Origin of the sequence: Kitasatospora fiedleri (assembly GCF_948472415.1) — a bacterium.
In the GTDB taxonomy this organism is placed as follows: domain Bacteria; phylum Actinomycetota; class Actinomycetes; order Streptomycetales; family Streptomycetaceae; genus Kitasatospora; species Kitasatospora fiedleri.
On the sequence record NZ_OX419519.1, the window covers coordinates 1431659 to 1452694 of the forward strand.

The 21036-nt window shown below is 76.3% G+C and carries 13 protein-coding genes and 7 pseudogenes; 10 read left to right on the forward strand and 10 right to left on the reverse strand.

The annotated features are described in order from the left end of the window. Positions 1–60: 60 nt before the first annotated feature. Positions 61–1284, reverse strand: a complete 1224-nt coding sequence (locus tag QMQ26_RS06980) for an erythromycin esterase family protein (RefSeq protein WP_282205111.1) — start codon at positions 1282–1284, stop codon at positions 61–63. An 81-nt stretch (positions 1285–1365) separates the two neighbouring features. Here QMQ26_RS06980 and QMQ26_RS06985 point away from each other — a divergent pair. After that, positions 1366–2066, forward strand: a pseudogene (locus QMQ26_RS06985) (MerR family transcriptional regulator). A gap of 75 nt (positions 2067–2141) precedes the next feature. Here QMQ26_RS06985 and QMQ26_RS06990 read toward each other — a convergent pair. Beyond that, a pseudogene (locus QMQ26_RS06990) lies at positions 2142–3757 on the reverse strand (amidohydrolase). 84 nt (positions 3758–3841) lie between these two features. Beyond that, positions 3842–5410: an APC family permease gene (locus QMQ26_RS06995; RefSeq protein WP_282205112.1), complete on the reverse strand. Its 1569-nt coding sequence runs from the start codon at positions 5408–5410 to the stop codon at positions 3842–3844. 176 nt (positions 5411–5586) lie between these two features. Here QMQ26_RS06995 and QMQ26_RS07000 point away from each other — a divergent pair, with 176 nt between their 5' ends. Both QMQ26_RS07000 and QMQ26_RS07005 read left to right on the forward strand, forming a co-directional pair. Then, positions 5587–6183, forward strand: coding sequence for a TetR/AcrR family transcriptional regulator (locus tag QMQ26_RS07000; RefSeq protein WP_282205113.1), 597 nt, complete (start codon positions 5587–5589; stop codon positions 6181–6183). Between the two features lie 170 nt (positions 6184–6353). After that, positions 6354–7567 (forward strand): annotated as a pseudogene (locus tag QMQ26_RS07005) (beta-ketoacyl-[acyl-carrier-protein] synthase family protein). On the opposite strand, the pseudogene QMQ26_RS07010 reads toward QMQ26_RS07005, so the two are convergent. Further along, a pseudogene (locus QMQ26_RS07010) lies at positions 7554–8542 on the reverse strand (ADP-ribosylglycohydrolase family protein). The pseudogenes QMQ26_RS07005 and QMQ26_RS07010 overlap by 14 nt on opposite strands. A gap of 41 nt (positions 8543–8583) precedes the next feature. Here QMQ26_RS07010 and QMQ26_RS07015 point away from each other — a divergent pair. After that, positions 8584–9737 (forward strand): annotated as a pseudogene (locus QMQ26_RS07015) (methyltransferase). Between the two features lie 159 nt (positions 9738–9896). Next, a complete protein-coding gene (locus tag QMQ26_RS07020; protein WP_282205114.1) occupies positions 9897–10760 on the forward strand; it encodes a rhomboid family intramembrane serine protease in 864 nt (287 codons plus the stop codon). Positions 10761–10873: 113 nt separating this feature from the next. On the opposite strand, the gene QMQ26_RS07025 is transcribed toward QMQ26_RS07020, so the two are convergent. Beyond that, positions 10874–11884: an aminotransferase-like domain-containing protein gene (locus QMQ26_RS07025; protein WP_282205115.1), complete on the reverse strand. Its 1011-nt coding sequence runs from the start codon at positions 11882–11884 to the stop codon at positions 10874–10876. Between the two features lie 185 nt (positions 11885–12069). Next, positions 12070–12378 (reverse strand): annotated as a pseudogene (locus QMQ26_RS07030) (GntR family transcriptional regulator); the annotation flags it as partial. A gap of 54 nt (positions 12379–12432) precedes the next feature. On the opposite strand from QMQ26_RS07030, the gene QMQ26_RS07035 reads away from it, so the two are divergent. The 3 genes and pseudogenes from QMQ26_RS07035 (at position 12433) to QMQ26_RS07045 (ending at position 15380) form a co-directional block, all read left to right on the forward strand. Continuing rightward, positions 12433–13326, forward strand: a complete 894-nt coding sequence (locus QMQ26_RS07035) for a DMT family transporter (protein WP_282205116.1) — start codon at positions 12433–12435, stop codon at positions 13324–13326. 166 nt (positions 13327–13492) lie between these two features. Beyond that, positions 13493–14344, forward strand: a complete 852-nt coding sequence (locus QMQ26_RS07040; RefSeq protein WP_282205117.1) for a polysaccharide deacetylase family protein — start codon at positions 13493–13495, stop codon at positions 14342–14344. A 41-nt stretch (positions 14345–14385) separates the two neighbouring features. Next, positions 14386–15380, forward strand: a pseudogene (locus tag QMQ26_RS07045) (ketopantoate reductase family protein). Positions 15381–15411: 31 nt separating this feature from the next. On the opposite strand, the gene QMQ26_RS07050 reads toward QMQ26_RS07045, so the two are convergent. Then, positions 15412–16230, reverse strand: coding sequence for an SDR family NAD(P)-dependent oxidoreductase (locus tag QMQ26_RS07050; RefSeq protein ID WP_100835346.1), 819 nt, complete (start codon positions 16228–16230; stop codon positions 15412–15414). 259 nt (positions 16231–16489) lie between these two features. Here QMQ26_RS07050 and QMQ26_RS07055 point away from each other — a divergent pair, with 259 nt between their 5' ends. After that, a complete protein-coding gene (locus QMQ26_RS07055) occupies positions 16490–17356 on the forward strand; it encodes a 3-hydroxybutyryl-CoA dehydrogenase (RefSeq protein WP_282205118.1) in 867 nt (288 codons plus the stop codon). An 87-nt stretch (positions 17357–17443) separates the two neighbouring features. Here QMQ26_RS07055 and QMQ26_RS07060 read toward each other — a convergent pair whose 3' ends face one another. Both QMQ26_RS07060 and QMQ26_RS07065 read right to left on the reverse strand, forming a co-directional pair. After that, positions 17444–17842 carry a hypothetical protein gene (locus QMQ26_RS07060; RefSeq protein WP_100835348.1) on the reverse strand — a complete coding sequence of 133 codons (399 nt, stop codon included), beginning with the start codon at positions 17840–17842 and terminating at the stop codon, positions 17444–17446. Between the two features lie 235 nt (positions 17843–18077). Further along, positions 18078–18938: a chitosanase gene (locus QMQ26_RS07065; protein ID WP_100835349.1), complete on the reverse strand. Its 861-nt coding sequence runs from the start codon at positions 18936–18938 to the stop codon at positions 18078–18080. Between the two features lie 249 nt (positions 18939–19187). Between QMQ26_RS07065 and QMQ26_RS07070 the strand changes: the two genes are divergently transcribed. Beyond that, on the forward strand, positions 19188–19679 hold the full coding sequence (locus tag QMQ26_RS07070) for a GNAT family N-acetyltransferase (RefSeq protein WP_282205119.1): 492 nt from the start codon (positions 19188–19190) through the stop codon (positions 19677–19679). Here the strand turns inward: QMQ26_RS07070 and QMQ26_RS07075 are convergent. Continuing rightward, the gene (locus tag QMQ26_RS07075; protein ID WP_282205120.1) at positions 19660–20889 is read right to left on the reverse strand and encodes an MFS transporter; all 1230 of its coding nucleotides are present in this window, start codon (positions 20887–20889) and stop codon (positions 19660–19662) included. The two genes, QMQ26_RS07070 and QMQ26_RS07075, sit on opposite strands and share 20 nt — an antisense overlap. Between the last annotated feature and the right edge of the window lie 147 nt (positions 20890–21036).

The following is a 21036-nucleotide window of genomic DNA, read 5'->3' on the forward strand; positions in this document are numbered from 1 at the left end:
CGGCCGCCGTGCACCCGCCACGGGTTTCCGGGCCGCCCCGGGGCATGCCGCCCGCTCTCCTCAGCCGCCGCCGAACGGCCCCTGCTGGCGGGCGATGGCCCGGACGAACACCACTCCGTCCACCAGGCCCAGCGTCTCCGGGTCCAGCCCGAAGTAGGTGTGGTCGGCCGGGACCCGGGGCTTCACCGGTCCCGACTCGCGCAGGGCCGCCGCGAGGAGGGTCGGGTCGAGGACGGTGCGCGGGGCCGGGAGGGTGGCGAGGCGGCCTTCGAGGGTGTCGGGGGCGGGGTGGTCGCCGGGGGCGCGGTGGCCGAAGGTGGTGGCGAGGAAGGCGTAGCCGTCGCCGAGGCGGGATTCGAGGAGTGATCCGGCGCTCCACCAGCGGAGTCGATGGTCGCCGAGCGGGATGTGGGCGGCCTCGCGCTGGAGGTGCCGGTTGTGGGCGAAGACGAGGGTCGGTCCGCGGCGGGCCTCGCGGCGGAGGATCGCCTCGAGGTTGTCGGCGATCATCAGGCCGCGTTGCCGCATCAGGGAGTTGAGCCGGTCGGGGCCGTCGCCGGCGGTCGCGGCGTGGTAGCGGAGCAGGCCGGTCGCGGTGCGGGCGTCGAGTTCGGCCTGCCAGTACGCGTCCTCGTCGTCGTCGAACTGCGGGCGGTGCGCGGCCAGCAGGACGTTCAACTCGTCGGCGAGCAGCCGCAGTCGGACGGCGTCCTCGGTGCGGCCCACCGAGCGGGTCGGGTCGAGCGCGGCGGCGGGTTCGGTCCAGCGGTGGTCCGGCCCGCAGCGGCGCAGCAGCTCCGCGCGGTCGGGCAGGAGTTCGTTGGGCAGCCGCGCGGCCAGGAAGTCGTGCAGCCGGAGGAGTGAAGGGCCGGGCGCGGCGGCCCCGGTGATCTCCAGCGGGCCGTCCGCCCCGTAGCACCGCAGCCGTTCGCCCTCCTCCACCCCTTCGTTGAACTCCCGCATCCAGCGGACGAGTTCGCGGTTCCCGGCGAACTCCCCGAACCCGTGGCCGAACCCCTCCCGCACCACGGTGTCCAATGCGCCCGCCGCGCCGCCGACGTACGCGTCGACGGCGCGGGCGGCCAGGCAGTCGCTCTCGACCGCGATCGAGCGGTAGCCGTGGTCGGTGGCCAGGTGGCGGAAGAGTTCGTTGCGCAGGTCGAGGAACTCCTCGGCGCCGTGGGTGGGTTCGCCGAGGGCGAGCAGCCGGGTGCCGGCAGGGACGAGGGCGGCGAGGGAAGCGGCGGAGAAGGGGCGGGCGGCGTCCCCGAGCGAGACAGTCATGACTTCCACCGTATCGTTGAAGCCCCGGTGTAGACTTTTCCGCTCTCGGCCCGGAAATCGAGCAGAAAACCCTCAACCACCATGCCGCTGCGCCCGATCGATCTCGCCCGCGAGCACGGCCTGTCCACCCAGGCGGTGCGCAACTACGAGGAGGCGGGCGTCCTGCCGCCCGCCGACCGCTCCGCGCACGGGTACCGGCGCTACGGCGAGCGCCACGCGGCGGCGCTGCGCGCCTTCCTCGCCCTGCTCCCGGGGCACGGCCACCCGACCGCCACCGCGATCATGCGCGCCGCCAACGCGGGCGACCTGCCCGAGGCGCTGCGCCTGATCGACGGCAGCCACGCCCTGCTCGCCGAGGACCGCCGCACCCTGGACGCCGTCCGCACCGCCCTCGACCACCTGCCGCCCGAGCCCGACGCCCCCGGCCACCCGCCCGCCGCCGCGACCCACATCGGACCGCTCGCCCACCGCCTCGGCCTGCGCCCGGCCACCCTCCGCGCCTGGGAGCGCGCGGGCCTGGTCACCCCGTCCCGGACGCCCGCACCGGCTACCGCGTCTACCCGCCCGCGCAGGTCCGCGAGCTGCTCCTCGCCGAACAGCTCCGCCGCGGCGGCCACAGCCTGGCCCGCACCGCCGACCTCCTGCACCGCCTGCGCACGGCCGGCTCCCCGGAAGCCGTCCGCCCCACCCTGGCCGCCTGGCAGGACCGCCTCACCACCCGCGGCCGCGCCCTCCTCACCGGCGCGGCCGCCCTGCACGCCTACCTCGCGTCCCCGCCCTGACCCGGGCCGGGGCGCCGCCGGGCCAGCGCGCCGCCGGACCAGCACGCCGCCGGACCGCAGATCGCTCGAACTCGGCTACGCCCCGCCCCGGTTGGTCACCACCCCGTTCGACATGGTGAGCGGTACCGCCGAGCGGGCGAAGGCGTCCGGGTCGGCGGTGAGCGGGTCGAGGGCGAAGGCGGTGAGGTCGGCGCGCAGGCCGGGGGCGATGCGGCCGGTGTGGTCGGGTTCGCCGGCGGCGCGGGCCGCGTGGGTGGTGTAGCCCTCCAGGGCCATCAGCGGGGTGAGGGCCTGGCCGGGGTTGACGGGCGGGGTGTCGGTGCCGGCGTGGCGGCGCAGCCTGGCGTAGGCGAGGACGCCGCGCGGGTCGTGGTGGGCGATCGGCCAGTCGGAGCCGAGGGCGAGGGTGGCACCAGTGTCGCGCAGGGTGCGGCAGATCCAGGCGCGGTCGGCGCGTTCGGGGCCGAGGCGGGTGGACCAGGCGTCGGTGTGGTCGGCCCGGGTGTACGCGGAGTGGGTGGGCTGCATGGACGCGGGGACGCCCAACCGGGCGAAGCGGCGGGCCTGTTCGTCGCCGAGTGTCTCGATGTGCTCGATCCGGTGCCGGCCGCGGCCGTGCCCGGGCAGCGCGGCGACGGTGTCCAGGACGTGCCGCACGCCCGCGTCGCCGATCGCGTGCGTCGCGGTGCGGACCCCGTACGCGTCCAACTGCCGTACCACGTCGGTGTATTCGGCGGGTCGAGCCACAGCCCGGCGGTGCCCTCGCCGTGGCAGTCGGGGCGCTCCAGCCAGGCCGAGCCGCCCTCCACCGTGCCGTCCACGAAGAGTTTGACGCCGCCGACCAGCCAGTTGCGTCCGGACTCGCCCTGGAGGGAGGCGAGTTCGCGCAGGCCCTCGGCGCCGGTGCCGGGCATGCACCAGGGGGCGATGCGCAGCCGCAGCGGCAGGTGGCGGGTGTCCTCGATGGCGCGGACGAGTTCCAGGATGTCGCCGCCGGCGTCCATCACGTGCGCCCCGGCGAGGCCGCCGGCGGCCATCGTCAGCAGCAGGTCGTGGAGGGCGTCGCGCCGCCGGTCCAGCGGGAGGCGGGGCAGGACGGCGGTGACCAGGTCCATCGCGGCGTGCTCGATCAGGTGGCCGGTGGGGGTGCCGTCGGGGTCGCAGACCACGGTGGCGCGCTGGGCGAAGGCGCGCGCTCCGGTGATGCCGGCGGCGCGCAGGGCGGCGCCGGTGGCGAGGGCGGAGTGGCCGTCGTAGAGCCGGACGAAGGCGGGGGTGTCGGGGCCGAGCACGTCCTCCAGCACGGAGCGGTGGACGGGGTGGCCGCCGAAGGCGTTGTGGTCGAGGTTCCAGGCGAGCACCCAGCCGTCCAGGCGTTCGGCCCGGGCCAGCGCGGCGCGCAGGCCGTCCAGGTCGCGGACGGCGGACAGGTCGGCGCCGGTGGCGAGTTCGAGCCCGAACGCGGGGTGGCTGTGGCCGTCGACCAGCCCGGGGACGAGGACGGCGTCGCCGAGGTCGATCACCTCGGTGCCGGGGCCGCGCCAGTCGCGGGCGTCGGCGGCGGTGCCGACGGCGGCGATCAGCCCGTCCCGGACGGCGACGGCGCCCACCGGAGCCACGGGGTCGGCGGCGCGGTGGCCGTCGTCGAGGGTGTGGACGGTGCGGGCGAGGACGATGGTGTCGGGCGACACGGTGAGCTCCTGGAACGAGGGGTCGGCGAGAGGTCGGTGAGAGGTCGGCGGGGGCGGCGAGGGGGTTCGACAGCCGAGTGTGGGTCAGGCCGCGCCGCGCGCCGGGGAGTCGGCGGGCGACGGCGCGTCCCCGGCCGGTTCGGCGGCGAACGCGGCGTACACCCCGGGCCGGCGGGCCCGGGTGCGCAGCGCGTACAGGACGCCCGCGGCGAAGACGGCGGGGACGATCAGGATCAGGACGCGGTTGACGGTGCCGGACGCGCCGGTCAGCAGCCCGATGTGGTCGACCACCAGCCAGAGCGCGCCGGTCAGCAGCACGGCGGCGACGGCGGGCGCGACGACGGTGCGCAGCGCGCCCTCGCCGTGGCCGGGGCGGCGGCGGAACCAGCAGGGCACGGCGACGGCGGCGAGCAGTTGCAGCGCGACCAGGGCGAGCATGCCGGGGGTGTTCACCCACAGCAGCAGCTGGGTGTACGGGTCGGCCCCGGCGGCGGCGAACACCGCCACCACGACCAGGCCGAGCAGGCTCTGGGCGAGCCCGGAGACGTACGGGGAGCGGTGCCGGGGGTGGATCCGGCCGAGCGCGCGGGGCAGCAGGCCCTCTTCGGCGAGGGCGAGGCCGTAGCGGCTGGTGGCGTTGTGGAAGGCCAGCAGCGAGGCCAGGATGCTGGTGACGATCAGCACGTGCATCAGGTCGGCGGCCCAGGCGCCGACGTACTGGTCGATGGCGGTGAAGAACAGGCCGCCCGGGTCCTGGGCGGCGGCGGCGACCACCTCGGTGTCGCCGTACGCCTGGATGACGGTCCACACCACGAAGGCGTAGAACAGGCCGAGGAAGGCGACGGCCAGGTAGGTGGCGCGCGGGACGGTGCGGTCGGGGTCGCGGGCCTCGCGGCGGTAGATGACGGTGGACTCGAAGCCGGTGAACGCGGCGAAGGCCATCGCCAGGACGCCGGGCATGCCGCCGGTGAGCACGCGGCCGGGTGCGAAGGAGTGCAGGCTCAGCCCGTGCGCGCCGCCCTTGAGCAGCACGGCGGCGGCGAGCAGCACCAGGATGCCGGTCTCGGCGAGCAGCAGGACGCCGAGCAGCCGGGCGCCGAAGTCGATGGAGCGGAAACCGCCGTACCAGATCACGGCCAGGCCGATCAGGGCGGGCAGCAGCCAGGGGACGCGGTGCCCGGTGAGGGCCTGGACGGTGTCCCGGGTGGCGGAGCCGAGCAGGCCGAAGACGCCGATGTTCATGCCGAGGTAGCCGAGCAGGGCGAGCAGCGCGGCGCCGAAGCCGGCCGGGCGGCCGAGGCCCCGGGTGATGTACGCGTAGAAGCCGCCGGCGTTGCGGACGTGCCGGCTCATGGTGGTGAAGCCGACCGCGAAGACGGCCAGCGTGACGCCCGCGGCGAGGTAGCCGGCCGGGGCGCCGGTGCCGCCGATCAGCAGGGCGAGCGGGGCGACGCCGGCCATCACGGTGAGCGGGGCGGCGGCGGAGACCACGAAGAAGGCGATGTCGGCGGTGCCGAGGCTGCCGCGGCGCAGCGTGGGCGCGTCGCCCGGAACGGTGGCGACGCCCGGAGCGGTGGCGACGCCCGGAGCAGTGGCGGCGCCCGGAGCAGTGGCGGCGCCCGGAGCGGTGGCGGCGTGGGGGGTGTCGGTCATGGGGAGCCCTTCTGGCGGCCGGGTGGGGAGTCCGGCTGGTGGTCCCGACTGCGGACGACCATAAACCTAAAGGTTGATGGTTTACGCACCCTAGACCCGCGCACTACCCTCTGGGAAGACCAGGAATCCGAGGTCACGGCAGTGCGCGAGGACCAGGCGACGGAGGGGCGGCACCGGTGGGACGGCCCAGCAAGGCCCTGCTCGACCGCGAGCGGATCGGCGCGACGGCCCTCGCCCTGGTCGACGAGAGCGGCGATTTCAGCGTCCCGCAGATCGCCCGCCGGCTCGGCGTGCAGACCGCCTCCGTCTACCACCACGTGGACGGCCGGACCGGGATCGTCGAACTGCTGCGCGTGCAGGTCTCCGCCGCGATCGACCTCGCCACCCTCGACCTGCGGCCGTGGGACGCCGCCCTGGAGGCGTGGGCCCGCTCCTACCGCGCCGCGTTCGCCGCCCACCCGCGCACCATCCTGCTGCTGACCACCAGTCAGGTGGCCGCCCCCGAGGTGCTCGACCAGTACGAGCGCGCCGTCGCCCTGCTGGTCGACAGCGGCTTCCCGCCGCCCGTCGTGATGCCGCTGCTGACCGCCGTGGAGAACGTGGTGCTCGGCTCCGTGCTCGACCTGGCCGCCCCCGAGACGGTCTGGGACCCGAACGCCGACACCCCCCGCCTCGCCGAGGCCCTGCGGGCCGCCGGCCCGGGGCGCACCGACGCCGCCTTCGACCTGGCCCTCACCGCCCTGCTGACCCGGGCCCGCACCCTGCTGCCGTGACATTCCGTCAGCACCACTTGTCACGACCCTACAAATTCACCGCATGCGACTCGGTCGCGCCCGGCAGCCGAACTCCCGCATCCCCCTTGGCAGAGTGGGCGGCATCGGATCGCCCGGCCGACCGCCGGAGAGCCCGATCATTGTGCTGCCATCACAACGGGAGGATCGCCATGCGCACCGAACACGACACCGTCGTGGTCTCCGGCCTCGGGGCCACCACCCCGCTCGGCGGAACCGCCCCGGCCACCTGGCAGGCCATGTGCGAGGGGCGCAACGGCATCCGCGCCCTCGACCGCCCCTGGGCCGCCGACCTGCCGATCCGGATCGCCGGGCAGCTCGCCGTCGAGCCCGCCGCGGTCCTCGACCGGGTCGAGGCCCGCCGCCTGGACCGCAGCGAGCAGCTCGCCCTGATCGCCGCCCGCGAGGCGTGGGCCGACGCCGGACGCCCCGCCGTCGACGGCGAGCGGCTCGCCGTGGTCATCGGCACCGGCACCGGCGGCGCGGTCACCATGCTCGACCAGGACGACGTCCTCGAACGCTCCGGCGTCCGCAAGGTCTCCCCGCACACCGTCCCCATGCTGATGGCCAACGGCCCCGCCGCCTGGGTCTCCATCGACCTGGGCGCCCGGGCCGGCGCCCACACCCCCGTCAGCGCGTGCGCCTCCGGCGCGGAGGCCGTCGCCCTCGGGCTCGACCTGATCCGCCTCGGCCGCGCCGACGTCGTCGTCGCCGGCGGCACCGAAGCCTGCCTGCACCCCCTCCCGCTGGCCGGCTTCGCCCAGGCCCGCGCCCACTCCCTGCGCAACGACGACCCCGAACGCGCCTCCCGCCCCTTCGACACCGGCCGCGACGGCTTCGTCATCGCGAGGGCGCCGCGGTGCTCGTCCTCGAACGCGCCACCCTGCGCCCGGACGCCCGCCGCTACGCCGTCCTCGCCGGGGCCGCCGTCACTTCCGACGCCCACCACATCACCGCCGGCCACCCCGACGGCCAGACCCGCGCCGTCCGCCGCGCCCTCGCCGACGCCGGCCTGCCGCCCGAGGCCGTCGGCCTGGTGCACGCCCACGCCACCTCCACCCCCAAGGGCGACCTCACCGAGGCCGAGACGCTCGGCCGGGTCTTCGGCCCGCACCGCCCCGCCGTCACCGCCACCAAGTCCATGACCGGCCACCTGTTCGGCGCCGCCGGGGCCCTCGCCGCCCTCGCCACCGCCTACGCCCTGCACCACCAGTACGCCCCCGCCGTCCGCAACCTCACCACCCCCGACCCGGGCCTGCCGCTGCGGCTGCTCACCACCCCCGGCCCGCTCCCGCACACCGCCGCCCTCACCAACGCCTTCGGCTTCGGCGGCCACAACGCGAGCCTGGTCCTCACCGCCCCCTGACCCGCCGGCCCCCGGCCCCCGGCCTATGCCCGCCCGCCTGCGTCCAGGGCCACCGCGAGCGCCGCCAGCTCCCCCGCCCGCAGCACCCGCCCGGTCGGGGGCAGCGGCACGTGCAGCGGCTCCAGCCAGGCGCCCGGATCGCGTCCGCCCCGTACACCGCCCCCGCCAGCCCGCCGGTGACGGCCGCCGTGGTGTCGGTGTCGCCGCCGAGGTCGATCACCGCCCGCAGCGCGTCCGGGAAGCCGCCGGTCACCCGCAGCGCCCAGAGCGCCGAGCCCAGGCAGGCCCACACCGCCCCGTTGCTCTCGGTGGCCAGCTCCGGCCGCCAGTCCGGCGCGAGGACCCGCGCCCAGCGCTCCCGGTGCTCGGACCGCACCGCCGCGAGCGTCCGCGGCACGGCCGCCGGCGGATCGCCGCCCTCCAGGGCGACCCGCAGCAGTTCGTGGAGGATCGCGGTGCCCTCCCAGGCCGCGCCGTCCCCGTGGGTGAGGGCGGTGATCCGGCGGGCCGCGGCCATCGTCGCCGCCCGCCCCTGCGGGGCGAACCACACTGCCCCGGTGACGGCCCGCATCAGCGCGCCGTTCCCGGCGGCCCGGCCCTCGGTCTGGAAGTGGACCGCTGCGGCGAGGTCCCAGGGCAGGCCGCCGCCGAGCACGATCTCGGTCTGGATGCCGATGTCCTTGGGTCGCCCGCCGCCCATCCCCGGAACCGTTCGAACATGTCGGGCAGGTCGAGCCCCCCGGCCGCCAGCAGCGACTCGCCCAGGTGGACGGCCAACTGGGTGTCGTCGGTGGCTTCCCCGGGGTCCCACCCGCCGCCGCCGCACATGGCGGCCTCGCCGGGGAAGCGCGCCCCGAACATCCCGGCCGGCCCGAACTCGAAGGGCGCGCCGAGCGCGTCCCCGACCGCCGAGCCGAGGACCGCCCCGACCACCCGTTCCCGCCGCTGCCGCACGTCCGCCCCACTCTCCGTCACCGGCCGGTGACCTCCTCGCCCTCCGCTAGCCTGGGGGCACGATGAACTGTTTCACCACCGCCTGGGGCGAGTTCGAGCTGGCCCGCTTCCCCGAGGACCCGCGCGAGCAGCTGCGCGCCTGGGACGCCGCCGACGAGTACCTGCTGCGCGACCTGGACGAGCGGGCGGTGCCGCTGGACGGGCCGTCACCGTGCTCGGCGACCGCTGGGGCGCGCTCTGCACCGCGCTGGCCGCGAAGGGCGCCGCCGTCACCGCCGTCACGGACTCCCACCTCGCCTCCCGGGCGGTCGCCGCGAACCTGGCCCGCAACGGCCTCGACCCGGCCGCCGTCGAGGTCCGCAGCACCCAGGACGCCCCGCCGGAGCGGATCGACCTGCTGCTGGTGCGCGTCCCGAAGAGCCTCGCGCTGCTGGAGGACCAGCTGCACCGCCTCGCCCCGGCCGTGCACCCGGACACCCAGGTGCTGGGCACCGGCATGGTCACCGAGATCCACACCTCCACCCTGACCCTGTTCGAGCGCATCCTCGGCCCGACCCGCACCTCGCTGGCCGTCCGCAAGGCCCGCCTGATCCGCACCACCCCGGACCCCGCCCTCGCCCGCCCCGCCAACCCGTGGCCGCTGCGCTACCGGCTGCCGGACGGCATCGGCGTGCTCTCGGGGCGCGAGGTCGCCAACCAGTCGGGCGTGTTCTGCGCCGACCGCCTCGACATCGGCACCCGGTTCCTCCTCCAGCACCTGCCCGCCCCGGCCGGCGCCCCGCGCCGGGTCGTCGACCTGGGCTGCGGCAACGGCGTCCTGGGCACCGCCGCCGCCCTCGCCGACCCGGACGCCGAACTCCTCTTCGTCGACGAGTCGTTCCAGGCCGTGGCCTCCGCCGAGGAGACCTTCCGCACCAACCTCGGCCCGGAGCGCCGCGCCGACTTCCTGGTCGCCGACGCCCTCGCCGACCTCCCGGACGCCTCCGCCGACCTGGTCCTGCTGAACCCGCCGTTCCACTCGCACCAGGCCACCACCGACGCGGTCGCCCGCCGGATGTTCACCGGCGCCCGCCGCGTCCTGCGCCCGGGCGGCGAACTGCGCGTGGTCGGCAACCGCCACCTGGGCTACCACGTCACGCTGCGCCGCCTGTTCGGCAACTGCCGCACCGTGGCGGGCAGTCCGAAGTTCGTCGTGCTGAGCACCGTCCGCCGCTGAGCCCGGGCCCCGCCGCCCCCGGCCCTCCCCCGTCCCTCACCGGCCCTCCCCTGGTGGACGCGCCGTCCGCGCCGTGCTCTAGGGTGAGCGCCGTTTCGCCGTGGAACATCGCCGTGGACGCCCCGCGGCCGAGCACCACCGGCCAGGGGAGGCCACGCCATGGACACCGCACACCCCGCCCCGGGAGCCGACGCTCCCGAGGCGGCGCCACCGACCTGCTTCCGGCACGCCGGACGGGAGTCGTACGTCCGCTGCACCCGCTGCGACCGGCACGTCTGCCCGGACTGCCGGCGCGAGGCCGCGGTCGGCTACCAGTGCGTGGAGTGCGTCAAGTCCGGCCACCAGGGCGTCCGCCGGGCCCGGACGGCGTTCGGCGGGCGGATCACCACCCGCCCGTACGCGACGCTCGCGCTGATCGCGCTGAACGTGGCCGCGTACCTGGTGGAGCTGGTCCGGCCGGAGACGGTCGACCGGTTCGCGATGCTCGGCTCCGGCGTACTGGCGCCGCCCGCGGGCACCGACCCGGCCACGTACGTGCCGCACCTGTCGGGCGTGGCGCACGGCGAGTGGTACCGGCTGATCACCCACGCGTTCCTGCACCTGGAGCCGACCGCGTGGCCGATGGGCGTGCTGCACATCGTGTTCAACATGTACTGGCTGTGGACGCTGGGCCGGGTGGTCGAGGAGCGCCTCGGCGTGCTGCGCTTCCTCGCGCTCTACCTGCTGTCCGCGCTGGGCAGCGCCGCGCTGGAGTACCTGTTCGCGCCGCACGCCCTGACCCTGGGCGCGTCCGGCGCGGTCTTCGGCCTGGCCGGCGGCTACTGGGTGCTCAGCCGCCGCCAGGGCTACGACCCGCTCGGCGGCAGCCAGTTGCTGGTGACCTTCGTGGTGTGGATGGTGCTGTCCGCGGGCTTCTCGTCCTGGCAGGGCCACCTGGGCGGCCTGCTCACCGGCCTGGCCGCCGGGCCGGCCTCGGCTACGCGCCGCGGGAGCGGCGCGGGCTGGTCCAGGCGATCAACCTGAGTGCGGTGCTCTCCCTGGTGGTGGTCGTGACGGTGGTCGCCACCGACCGACTGGTCCGGATCTTCTGACGGCCCGCCACCGACACCCTCCTTTCCAACCGAACTGACGGGCCGTCAGCTCACTTCCTCGTGGGCCTGCCCGAGCAGCGCCGCCGCCTCGCGCAGTCGCTGCTCGGGCAGGACCGCGTAGCCGAGCGCGAGGGCCGGCCCGCCGGGGGCGAGCCGCCCGGGCCCGACGGGGGCGACCCGCACCCCGCGGCGCAGCGCCGCCGCGGCCAGCGCCGCCTCGTCCACGCCCGGCGGCAGGTCGGCGTACAGGTGCAGTCCGGCGGCGACGCCGCGCAGGGCGGCCCGCGGCAGGTGCGCGCGCAGCGCGCCGACCAGGGCGTCGCGCCGGGCCCGGTAGCGGGGGCGGACGGTGCGCAGGTGGAGGTCGTAGCCGCCGCTCTCCAGCAGGGCGGCGAAGGCGAGTTGGTCGATCGCCCCGGTGCCGAGGTCGGCGTACCGCTTGGCCTCCCGGAAGTCCTCGGCCAGCCGGCCGGGCAGCACCGCCCAGCCCAGCCGCAGGCCGGGCGCCAGGGTCTTGCTGAGCGAGCCCAGGTAGACCGTCCGCTCCGGCGCCAACCCCTGGACGGCGCCCAGCGGTTCGCGGTCGTAGCGGAACTCGGCGTCGTAGTCGTCCTCCAGCACCAGCCCGCCCGCCCGGGCCCAGCGGGCGAGTTCGGTCCGGCGCCGGGCCGACAGCGCGACCCCGGTCGGGTACTGGTGGGCCGGGGTGACCAGCACCGCGTCCGCCCCGCCGGCCGCCAACTCCCGTACCACCAGGCCCTCCTGGTCGACGGGGACGCCGACCGGCTCGACCCCGTGGGCGCGCAGCAGGGCCAGCGTGCCGGGCGAGCCGGGGTCCTCGACCGCGATCCGCCGCAGCCCGTGCCCGGCCAGCACCGGCACCAGCAGCGCCAGCCCCTGCCCGACCCCGCTGACCACCGCGACCTGCTCCGGCCCCGCCGCCACCGCCCGCACCCGGCCCAGGTACGCGGCCAACTCCCGCCGCAGCCGCGGAAGTCCGGCCGGGTCCCCGTACCCGAGGTCCCGGTTGGCCGCCCCCTGGAGGGCCCGCCGCACCGCCCCCGCCCAGGCCGTCCGGGGAACGCCCCGAGGTCGGGCGAGCCCGGCTTCAGGTCGTAGCGCGGCTCGGCCGCCGGCGCCCGCACCGCCGCCCCGGCCCGCTCCACCGCCACCCCCGGCGCGACCCGGGTGCCCGACCCCCGCCGCCCCACCAGGTAGCCCTCGGCGGCGAGCCGCTCGTACGCCTCGACCACCACCCCGCGCGAGACCCCCAGCTCCGCCGCCAGCGCCCGGCTGGCCGGCAGCCGCACCCCGCCCGCCAGCCGCCCCTCCCGCACCGCCGCCCGCAGCGCCCGGGTCAGCCGCCCGGTCAGGTCCCCGCCGCCCGGCTCCCAGCTGATCAGCAACTCCCGCACCCCGAACGCCCCTCCGCCCCTCCGCCGCACCAGACCGGCCGGCCGGCCGACCGTCCGAGGCCCGCCCCTGGCCCGGCGGACCGGCGGCGGACGAGCCCCCAGGCTAGCGGCCCGCACTCCCGATTGGTCCTCCATCGGGCTCCCCGAGTGGCCCTGGAACCGGACCACCGTGCTCCTAGCGTGGCAGCCATGCCCGACACCACCACCACCGCCGCCACCACCGCCGTCACCGCTCCCGCCCGGCCGCCCGGCTCCCTGCGCGCGGCCGGCGCGATGACCCTGCTGGGCGCCTCCACCGGGGTGAGCGCCGCGTTCTCCGCCTACCCGCTGGCCGGCGGCCAGGCCCTGCGCTACACCCTGGCGGCCGCGATCCTGCTGCCGCTGGCCCGCCGCCGGCCGCGGCTCGCCCACCGACTGACGCTGCGTGAACTCGCCCTGCTGCTGGCCCTGTCCGGCACCGGCCTGTTCGGGTTCAACCTGCTGCTGGTCGCCGCGCTGCGGCACACCGACCCGGCGGTGGTCGGCAGCGTGGTCGGCTGCACCCCGCTGCTGCTCGGCGTGGCCGGCCCGCTGCTGGCCCGGCGCCGTCCGGCCGTCCGGCTGCTCGCGGCGGCGGCCCTGGTGGTGTGCGGCGCGGCGCTCACCCAGGGCTTCGGCCACGGCGACGCGCTCGGCCTGCTGTCCGCGGCCGGGACGCTGCTGTGCGAGGCGTCGTTCTCGCTGCTGGCCGTCCCGCTGCTGCCGCGGCTCGGCCCGGTCCGGGTGTCCGCGTACACCACCCTGTTCGCGGTGCCGCTGTTCGCTATGGCGGCGGCGCTCTCGCCGTCCGCGCTGCGGATGCCCACCGGCGGCGAGCTGCTGGCGCTGCTCTACCTGGGCCCGGTGCTGACCTGCGGGGCGTTCCTGCTCTGGTACTCGGCGCTGACGGTGCTGCCGGCCGACCGGGCGGGCCTGTTCGGCGGGCTGATCCCGCTCACCGCGACCCTCTCCGGCGCGGTCCTCACCGCGACCGTCCCGGCCCCGCTCCAGCTGCTGGGCGCCGCCCTGGTGACCGGCGCCCTGCTGTTCGGCGCGGCGACCTGACCGGGCCAGCCCCGGCCCGGCCCGGGGCCGGGCACCCGGCCGCCCCCGCCGCAGCCCGGCGCCCGGGCCGGGCCGCTCACGCCCCGTCACCTTCCGGCCGGGCGGCCACTCGTCCGGGCGGCTGCCGTTTGCTGCCCCCGCGGAACCTCGGCTTAGCTGGGCCGCGATGACAGTCGACCGCCGCAGTGTTCTGCGTTCCGCTTCCCGCCTGGCCGCGCTGAGCGCCGCCGGCGGCCTGGTCGCCGCGTGCGGCGGCCCCTCCGACGTGCACGGCCCGGACGGCCCCTCGGTGGCGGCCCGTCCACAGCCCGCGCACCTGACCGAGTCGCCGGCCGCGGGCCCGAGCGGGTCCCCGTCGCCGTCGCCCTCGCCGTCCCCGAGCGCCACCCCGTTCGCGTTGCCCCCGCTGGCCGCGGACACCCCGCAGGAGGTGGTGACCGGCCCGCGCACCAGGCCGCAGCTGGCGCTGACCTTCCACGGGCAGGGCGATCCGGCGATCGCCACCGCGCTGCTGACCGCCGCCGAGCAGCACGGCGCCCGGCTGACCGTGCTGGCGGTGGGCAGCTGGCTGGACGAGCAGCCGCAGATCGCCGAGCGCATCCTGTCCGGCGGGCACGAGCTGGGCAACCACACCCAGAACCACCTGGACATCTGCGCGCTGAGCGCCGAGCAGGCGCACGAGGAGATAGCCCAGTGCGCGCAGCGGCTGGAGCGGCTGACCGGGTCGATCGGCCGCTGGTTCCGGCCGTCCGCGGCGCAGTACGCGAACGCGATGGTGAAGGAGCAGGCCCAGCGGGTCGGCTACCCGCACGTGCTGTCCTTCGACGTCGACCCGCGCGACTACGCGGACCCGGGCGCGGAGACGGTGACCCGCCGGGTGCTGCGGGCGGCGGCGGCCGGCTCGGTGGTCGCCCTGCACATGGACCACCCGGGCACGGTGACGGCGCTGCCGGCCATCCTGGACGGCCTCGCCGGGCAGGGCCTGCACGCGGTGACGGCCTCCGAGCTCTGCGCCTGACCCGGCGTCACCCCCGGCCCCGGCCGTGCGATGCTCGACCCATGCGCTATCTCATCCTGGGCGCCGGCGCGGTCGGCGGCACCATCGGCGGACGCCTCCACCAGAGCGGGCGCGAGGTGCTGCTGGTCGCCCGCGGCCCGCACCTGGCGGCGCTGCGCGCCGACGGCCTGCGCCTGACCGTCCCGGACGGCACCCACCGGCTGGCGGTCCCGGCGGTCGGCGGCCCCGAGGAGGTCGGGCTGACGCCGGACGACGTGCTGGTGCTGGCGGTGAAGACCCAGCACTCGGCGGCCCTGCTCGACCGGTGGGCGCCGCGCCCGGTCGCGGGCGGCGGGACGGCGGGCGAGCGGCTGCCGCTGGTGTGCGCGCAGAACGGCGTGGAGAACGAGCGGCTGGCGCTGCGCCGCTTCGCCCGGGTGTACGGGATGTGCGTGTGGCTGCCGTCCTCGCACCTGGAGCCGGGCCGGGTCGCGGCGGCGGGCTCGCCGCGCTCGGGCGTGCTGCACCTGGGCCGCTACCCGCACGGCACGGACGAGCTGGCCGGGCGGATCGCCGCCGACCTGGCCGACTCGCACTTCGACGCGCCCCTCGCCGCGGACGTGATGGCCTGGAAGTACGCCAAGCTGCTGAGCAACCTGGGCAACGCGCTGGAGGCGGTGGCCGGTCCGATCGACGGCGAGCTGCGGCTGCGGGTGTGGCGGCGACTGCGGGCGGAGGGGAGGCGGTGCTGGCGGCCGCCGGGATCGCGTACCCGTCCGAGGAGGAGCAGCGGGCCCGGCGCGGCGACCGGGTGGCGCAGGTGCCGCTGGCGGGCGGGCCGCGGGCCGGGGGTTCGTCCTGGCAGTCGCTGGCGCGCGGCACCGGAGACATCGAGGCGGACTGGCTGAACGGCGAGGTGGTGCTGCTGGGCCGGCTGCACGGGGTGCCGGTGCCGCTCAACGCGGCCCTGCAGCGGCTGGCCGCCGCGTTCGCCGGCGCGGGGCGCCCGGCGGGCTCGCTGCCGGAGGCCGAGCTGGCCGCCCTGCTGGAGCTCTGACCCGGCGGGGGCGCAGGACGGCGAGGGGGGCTCAGGCCAGCGGGTCGTCCGGCCCGTACGGGCGCAGCCGCAGGGTGCGGGCGTCGGTGGAGCGGATCGCGGGGGCGGCGGCGACCAGGGTCTCCAGGTTGTCGCGCCCGGCGTGCAGGAAGCGTCCGTGCAGTCCGTCGAAGCGGCCGCGGGCGGCGTCCACGGTGACGGCGACCATGTACGGGAGGGAGCCCCAGGCCCTGGTGTCCCGGAACACCGGCATGCCGGCGGTCATCTCGGTGGCGACCGTGCCGGGGCTGATGTCGAGCACGACGACGCCGTGCCGGCCGACCGAGTCGGCGATGTTGTCGGAGAGCCGGAGCAGCGCGCCCTTGGAGGTGGCGTACGCGGTGTAGTGGCCGTCGGGGCGCAGCGCGAAGCCGCTGTTGAGGTTGACGACCCGGCCGCGGCGGCGCTCCACCATGCCGGGCAGGACGTGGCGCAGCAGGTGGTAGGGGCCGCGCAGGTTGGTCTCGACGACCTGCCACCACTGGGCGGGGTCGGTCTCCCAGAGCGGCACCTCGGCACGGTCGACCTGTCCGGCGTTGTTGACCAGCAGGTCGACGGGGCCGAGGTCGCGCTCGATCGAGCGGACGGCCTCCCGGACGGCGCCGGGCCGGGTGACGTCGGCGGTGACGGCGACGCCGCGGGCACCGTGCCGGACGCACTCCTTGAGGGTGGCGATCAGCGTCTCCTGGGTGCGGCCGAGCAGTCCGACGGCCATGCCCTCGGCGGCGAGCCCGATGGCGATCTCGCGGCCGATGCCGCGGCCGGCCCCGGTGACCAGTCCGACCTGCCCGGTGAGTGATCCCGTCCCCATCCCTCTGCTCCCTCCTCCGGCTGGACCTCCGCATTGTGGTCCCGACCGAGGGGGCGCACGGGGAGCGCGCGCGGCGCACTGCCGACGCCCACCCGTTCGGCCCAGGGCCCGGCGCGGGGGCCGTCGGCACGCACCGATGTGAACGGGCGTTAAGGCAGGTAGTACCGTCGTCCGGGCGGACCGCCCGGCCCCCACCGGGCCGCGGCGTCCGCGACACCACCGCCGGGTGATCCCCGGCTCCTTCCGAAGGGCATCTGAGTTGAGTGACATCGCACGCGTCGGAGTAGTCGGCTGCGGCCTCATGGGGTCGGGCATCGCCGAGGTGTTCGCCCGTTCCGGTCTGGACGTGCTGGTCTCGGAAGCCGGCGGCGAGGCCCTGGAACTGGGCCGGACCCGGCTGACCAACTCGCTGGAGACCGCGGTGCGGCGCGGCAAGCTGTCGGAGGAGGACCGGGACGCGGCGCTGGCCCGGCTGTCGTTCACCACCGAGCTGGCCGACTTCCACGACCGGGACCTGGTGGTCGAGGCGGTCGCCGAGCGCGAGGACGTCAAGGTCGCGATCTTCCGCACCCTGGACCAGGTGGTGGCGCGCCGGGACGCGATCCTGGCCTCCAACACCTCCTCCATCCCGATCGTGAAGCTCGCCGCCGCGACCACCCGGGCCGAGCAGGTGATCGGCCTGCACTTCTTCAACCCGGCGCCGGTGCAGAAGCTGGTCGAGGTCATCCCGACCCTGACCACCTCCGCCGAGACCACCACCCGCGCCGAGCAGTTCGCCGTCGAGGCCCTGGGCAAGGAGCCGATCCGGGCCCGCGACCGGGCCGGTTTCGTGGTCAACGCCCTGCTGGTGCCGTACCTGCTCTCCGCGGTCCGGATGTTCGAGTCGGGCGTGGCCACCGCCGCCGACATCGACAAGGGCATGGAGGCCGGCTGCGCCCACCCGATGGGCCCGCTGCGGCTGTGCGACCTGATCGGCCTGGACACCATCGTCTCGATCGCCGAGTCGATGTACGACGAGTACAAGGAGCCGCTGTACGCGGCCCCGCCGCTGCTGTCCCGGATGGTCGACGCGGGCCTGCTGGGCCGCAAGTCCGGTCGCGGCTTCTACGACTACACCGCCGCCTGACGCAGCGCGTCCTGACGCAGCGTCGCCCGACGCCCCGCCGCCGGGCCGCTCCGACTTCGTGGGGACGCGGCCCGGCGGCGGGGGCCGTCAGGGGGTGGCGTAGCGGACGATGTCGGCGACCCGGCAGCTGACCGGGCCGTGCGGGTCGGCGGTGCCCTGGGCCTGTTCGACCGCGTCCTGGCCGGGCGGGAGCGAGCCGGCGGCGGCGACGCCCTCGGTGACCTGCCGGCCGCTGCCGTCCTCGAAGGCGATCTGCACCACGTAGTTGCTGGTGGTCGCGGTGTGGTTGGTGATCCGGACGGTGGCGGCGGGCCACTGCAGCGCGTCGTCCACCCCGCAGGCGGTGACCTCGACGTCGCCGAACGCGGCCCGGCCGGCGTCCTGCGCGAGCTGCGCCCCGGTGCCGCCGGTCCGCCCGCAGCCCGCCACGGCCAGGGCCGCCGCGGCGGCCAGGCAGGCGGTGGCGGCGATCGCTCGGATGCGCATGGTCTCCCCTCGGGACGGACACGGGTCAGGGCCGACGCTACGAGCCGCCGGGGCCGCCCGTCCGGAATGTGTCCGATCCGTAATAACCTTGCGCAGCAAGTGTGTTGACGGTACGTCAGCGAATCGTCCGGCGCACGGCGAACGGCCCGGCGCGCACGGGCGCCGGGCCGTTCGGACCGCTCGGGCCGTCTCAGGCCGTCTCAGGCCGCTCGGGCCGTCTCCGACCCGGGGGAGATCAGGAGTTGATCTGGTACGGGTCGCCGTAGACCTTCCACTTGAGCGGCGGGTTGAGGTCGAAGTTCTTGGCGTTCAGGAACACCAGCTGCTCGGTGTCGACCCGGCTGGTGTCGGCGTGCGCCTCCTCCTGCTTCATGATCACCTTCCGGGCGTCCAGGAAGGCCTTCAGGTAGGTGGTCTCGTCGCCGCCCTGGGCCGGGGTCTTGGCCTTCTTCATGGCGGCGGCGCGGATGCCGCCGAAGCTGTCGGAGCTGTTGCCGGGGCCGTGCATCACGATGGCGTCGTAGTAGATGAACTGGCCGAGCGCGCGCAGCCCGTCCGCCTTGGCCTGCTGGACCGAGGGGTTGAAGTAGACCCGGTCGCGCTCGTCGTTCTGGGCCTGCTGGAAGACGGTGTCCTTGGCGGCGGTCTTCCAGTCGTTGACGAAGGCGGTGCCGAGGCCGGAGTGCGAGTCGCTGCCGTTGACCTTCTTCAGCGCGGGCAGGTACTTGGCCAGCACGTTGCCGGACTTGAGGTCGGTGTAGTGCTGCACCAGTTCGAGCATGTCGCCGGTGCCGGAACAGAAGCCGATGATGCCCGCGGTGTAGCCGCGGCCGTCGCCGATGTCCTCGATGTACTTGTACTGGGCCTTCCAGTCGAGCGAGGAGTTCTCCGCCGAGGAGACCAGCTCCATGGCGATCTCCTTCTTCGCCGGGTCGTCCAACCCGACGGCGGCCACCGCCACGGCGCTCGCGGTGCTCGCCGCGGGGGTGGCGGCGTGGCCGGTGCCGGCCGCGGCCAGGGTCAGCGGGAGGGCGCCGACCAGGATCGCGAGGGCGGCCCGGGTGGTGCGGGCGGTGCGGTGCTTGCTGGGGTGCATTCTGACGCTCCGTCTGCCGGCTGCGGGCATGGGGGTGCCCACAGGAGGAGGGTTAGGAAACTTTCCTAACGGATATTGAAGCGTCCGCCTTACGCTCCCGCAAGACGTCCGACCGCATCCGGTTCGACTCGTCCGCCCGGACCGCCCGACGGGCCGTCACCCCGCGCCCCGCCCGCCCCGGCCGCCGCCACCCGGGCGCCGCCGGAAAACCGCTGGCCGGCCCGGGCGCCGACGGCCATGCTGGGCCGGATGGAGATCCGCGAAGCCACCGCCGAGGACTGGGACGCCGTCTGGCCGTTCTTCCACCGCGTCGTCGCCGCCGGCGAGACGTTCACCTACCCCACCGACCTGACGTCCGACACCGCCCGCGGCTGGTGGATGCTGCCCGCCCCGAACCGCACCGTGGTCGCCGTCGACGAGACCACCGGCGCCGTCCTGGGCACCGCCAAGATGAACAACAACCAGGCGGGCAACGGCGCGCACGTCGCCAGCGCCAGCTTCCTGGTCGACCCGGACCACGCCGGGCGCGGCACCGGCCGCGCCCTGGGCGAGGAGGCCCTGCGCTGGGCCCGCGCCCGGGGCTTCCGCGCCATGCAGTTCAACGCCGTCGTCGCCACCAACGCCCCGGCCGTCGGCCTCTACCGCTCACTGGGCTTCGAGATCCTCGGCACCGTCCCCGAAGGCTTCCACCACCCCCGCCTGGGCTACGTCGGACTGCACGTCATGCACCGCCCGCTGTAGCCGCCTCCGGCCCTGCCCCCACCTCCACCCCCGCCCCTGCCCCCGTCCCCGACCGCCGCACCGCCGGCCGCGAGAGCACCGTCACCAGCAGCGACACCCCGGCCAGCGCCCCGATCGCCCAGCGCGCCGCCACCAACTGCGCCAGCGCCCCCGCCAGCGCCGCGCCCACCCCCTGCCAGGCCAGCCGGCCCGCCGACTCCACGCCCTGCACCTGCCCCCGCGCGGCGGCCGGCGTCAGCGCCAGCAGCCGCTCCTGGAGCGGCAGCGTCGCCGCGAACCCGACGCCCGCCGCGCCCACCGCCGCTGCCGCCGCCCACACCGGCGGCCCGGCCGCCAGCAGCAGGAACGGCCCCGCCAGCAGCAGCCGCAGCCCGAACGCCAGCCGGGCCCGCCGCACCGCGTCCAGCAGCCGCCCCACCAGCAGGTCGCCCGCCAGCATCCCGGCCGCGCCCGCCGCCAGCAGCGTCCCGGCCGCCGACGGCGCGTACGGCAACAGCAGCGCCTCGCAGCCCACCACCAGCCCGTTGGGCACCCACAGGTTCAGCAGCAGCGCCCGCCTCCCCGGCCGTCCCAGCAGCTCGGCGTTGCCCCGCCAGGTCTCGCGCAGCCCCGGCCGGCGCGGCGGCCGCACCGACCGCTCCCGCACCGTCACCGCCACCACCGCCGTGGCCAACGCCGTCAGAGCGCCCGCCGCGCCCAGCACCTGGTACGGCGTCAGCACCGCCAGCAGCACCCCACCCAGCGCGAACCCCAGCACCGACGCCCCGCCCGCGGTGACGTTCATCAGCGACCGGGCCGGCGCGTACCCGCCCGGCGGCAGGATCTCCGCCAGCAGGCCCATCCGCGTCCCCGTCCCCAGCGACTGGAAGAACCCGACCAGCAGCAGCAGCCCGAACCGCGCCGCCAGCGGCAGCCCCGGCACCGCCTGCGCCGCCGTCGCGGCCAGCGCCAGCAGGTGCAGCGCCACCAGCGTCCGGCGCGGCCGCGCCCCGTCCGCGACCGACATCAGCGTCAACGCGCCCAGCACCGCCGCGAACGACGACCCGTACATGCTCACCGCCGTCAGGAACGGCGACCCCGTGCGCGCCTGCACCAGCGTGCCCAGCGCGAACCCGGACAGCGTCCCGGCCCCCGCCAGCAGCGTGAAACCTGCGTACAGCCCCGCGAACTCCCGCTGCCGCAGCAGCGCCCGATATCCATGAGTGGTCATGAAAAAAGCCTCCGACGCTGCCGCGGGGGCGCGTTCGAAGGCCGACGGCGAGAACCTAGCAGCCCCGCCCCGAACCGCGCAAAACCCGGCCCCGCACAGCCCGGCCCCGCACAGCCCGGAGCCCGCACAGCCCGGAGCCCCGCCGCT

Coding starts and splice junctions, on each gene's coding strand:
- QMQ26_RS07020 (WP_282205114.1), top strand. CDS start 9,897: ATGGACACCGCACACCCCGCCCCGGGAGCCGACGCTCCCGAGGCGGCG.
- QMQ26_RS07035 (WP_282205116.1), top strand. CDS start 12,433: ATGCCCGACACCACCACCACCGCCGCCACCACCGCCGTCACCGCTCCC.
- QMQ26_RS07040 (WP_282205117.1), top strand. CDS start 13,493: ATGACAGTCGACCGCCGCAGTGTTCTGCGTTCCGCTTCCCGCCTGGCC.
- QMQ26_RS07060 (WP_100835348.1), bottom strand. CDS start 17,842: ATGCGCATCCGAGCGATCGCCGCCACCGCCTGCCTGGCCGCCGCGGCG.
- QMQ26_RS07065 (WP_100835349.1), bottom strand. CDS start 18,938: ATGCACCCCAGCAAGCACCGCACCGCCCGCACCACCCGGGCCGCCCTC.
- QMQ26_RS07075 (WP_282205120.1), bottom strand. CDS start 20,889: ATGACCACTCATGGATATCGGGCGCTGCTGCGGCAGCGGGAGTTCGCG.
- QMQ26_RS06980 (WP_282205111.1), bottom strand. CDS start 1,284: ATGACTGTCTCGCTCGGGGACGCCGCCCGCCCCTTCTCCGCCGCTTCC.
- QMQ26_RS06995 (WP_282205112.1), bottom strand. CDS start 5,410: ATGACCGACACCCCCCACGCCGCCACCGCTCCGGGCGCCGCCACTGCT.
- QMQ26_RS07050 (WP_100835346.1), bottom strand. CDS start 16,230: ATGGGGACGGGATCACTCACCGGGCAGGTCGGACTGGTCACCGGGGCC.
- QMQ26_RS07070 (WP_282205119.1), top strand. CDS start 19,188: ATGGAGATCCGCGAAGCCACCGCCGAGGACTGGGACGCCGTCTGGCCG.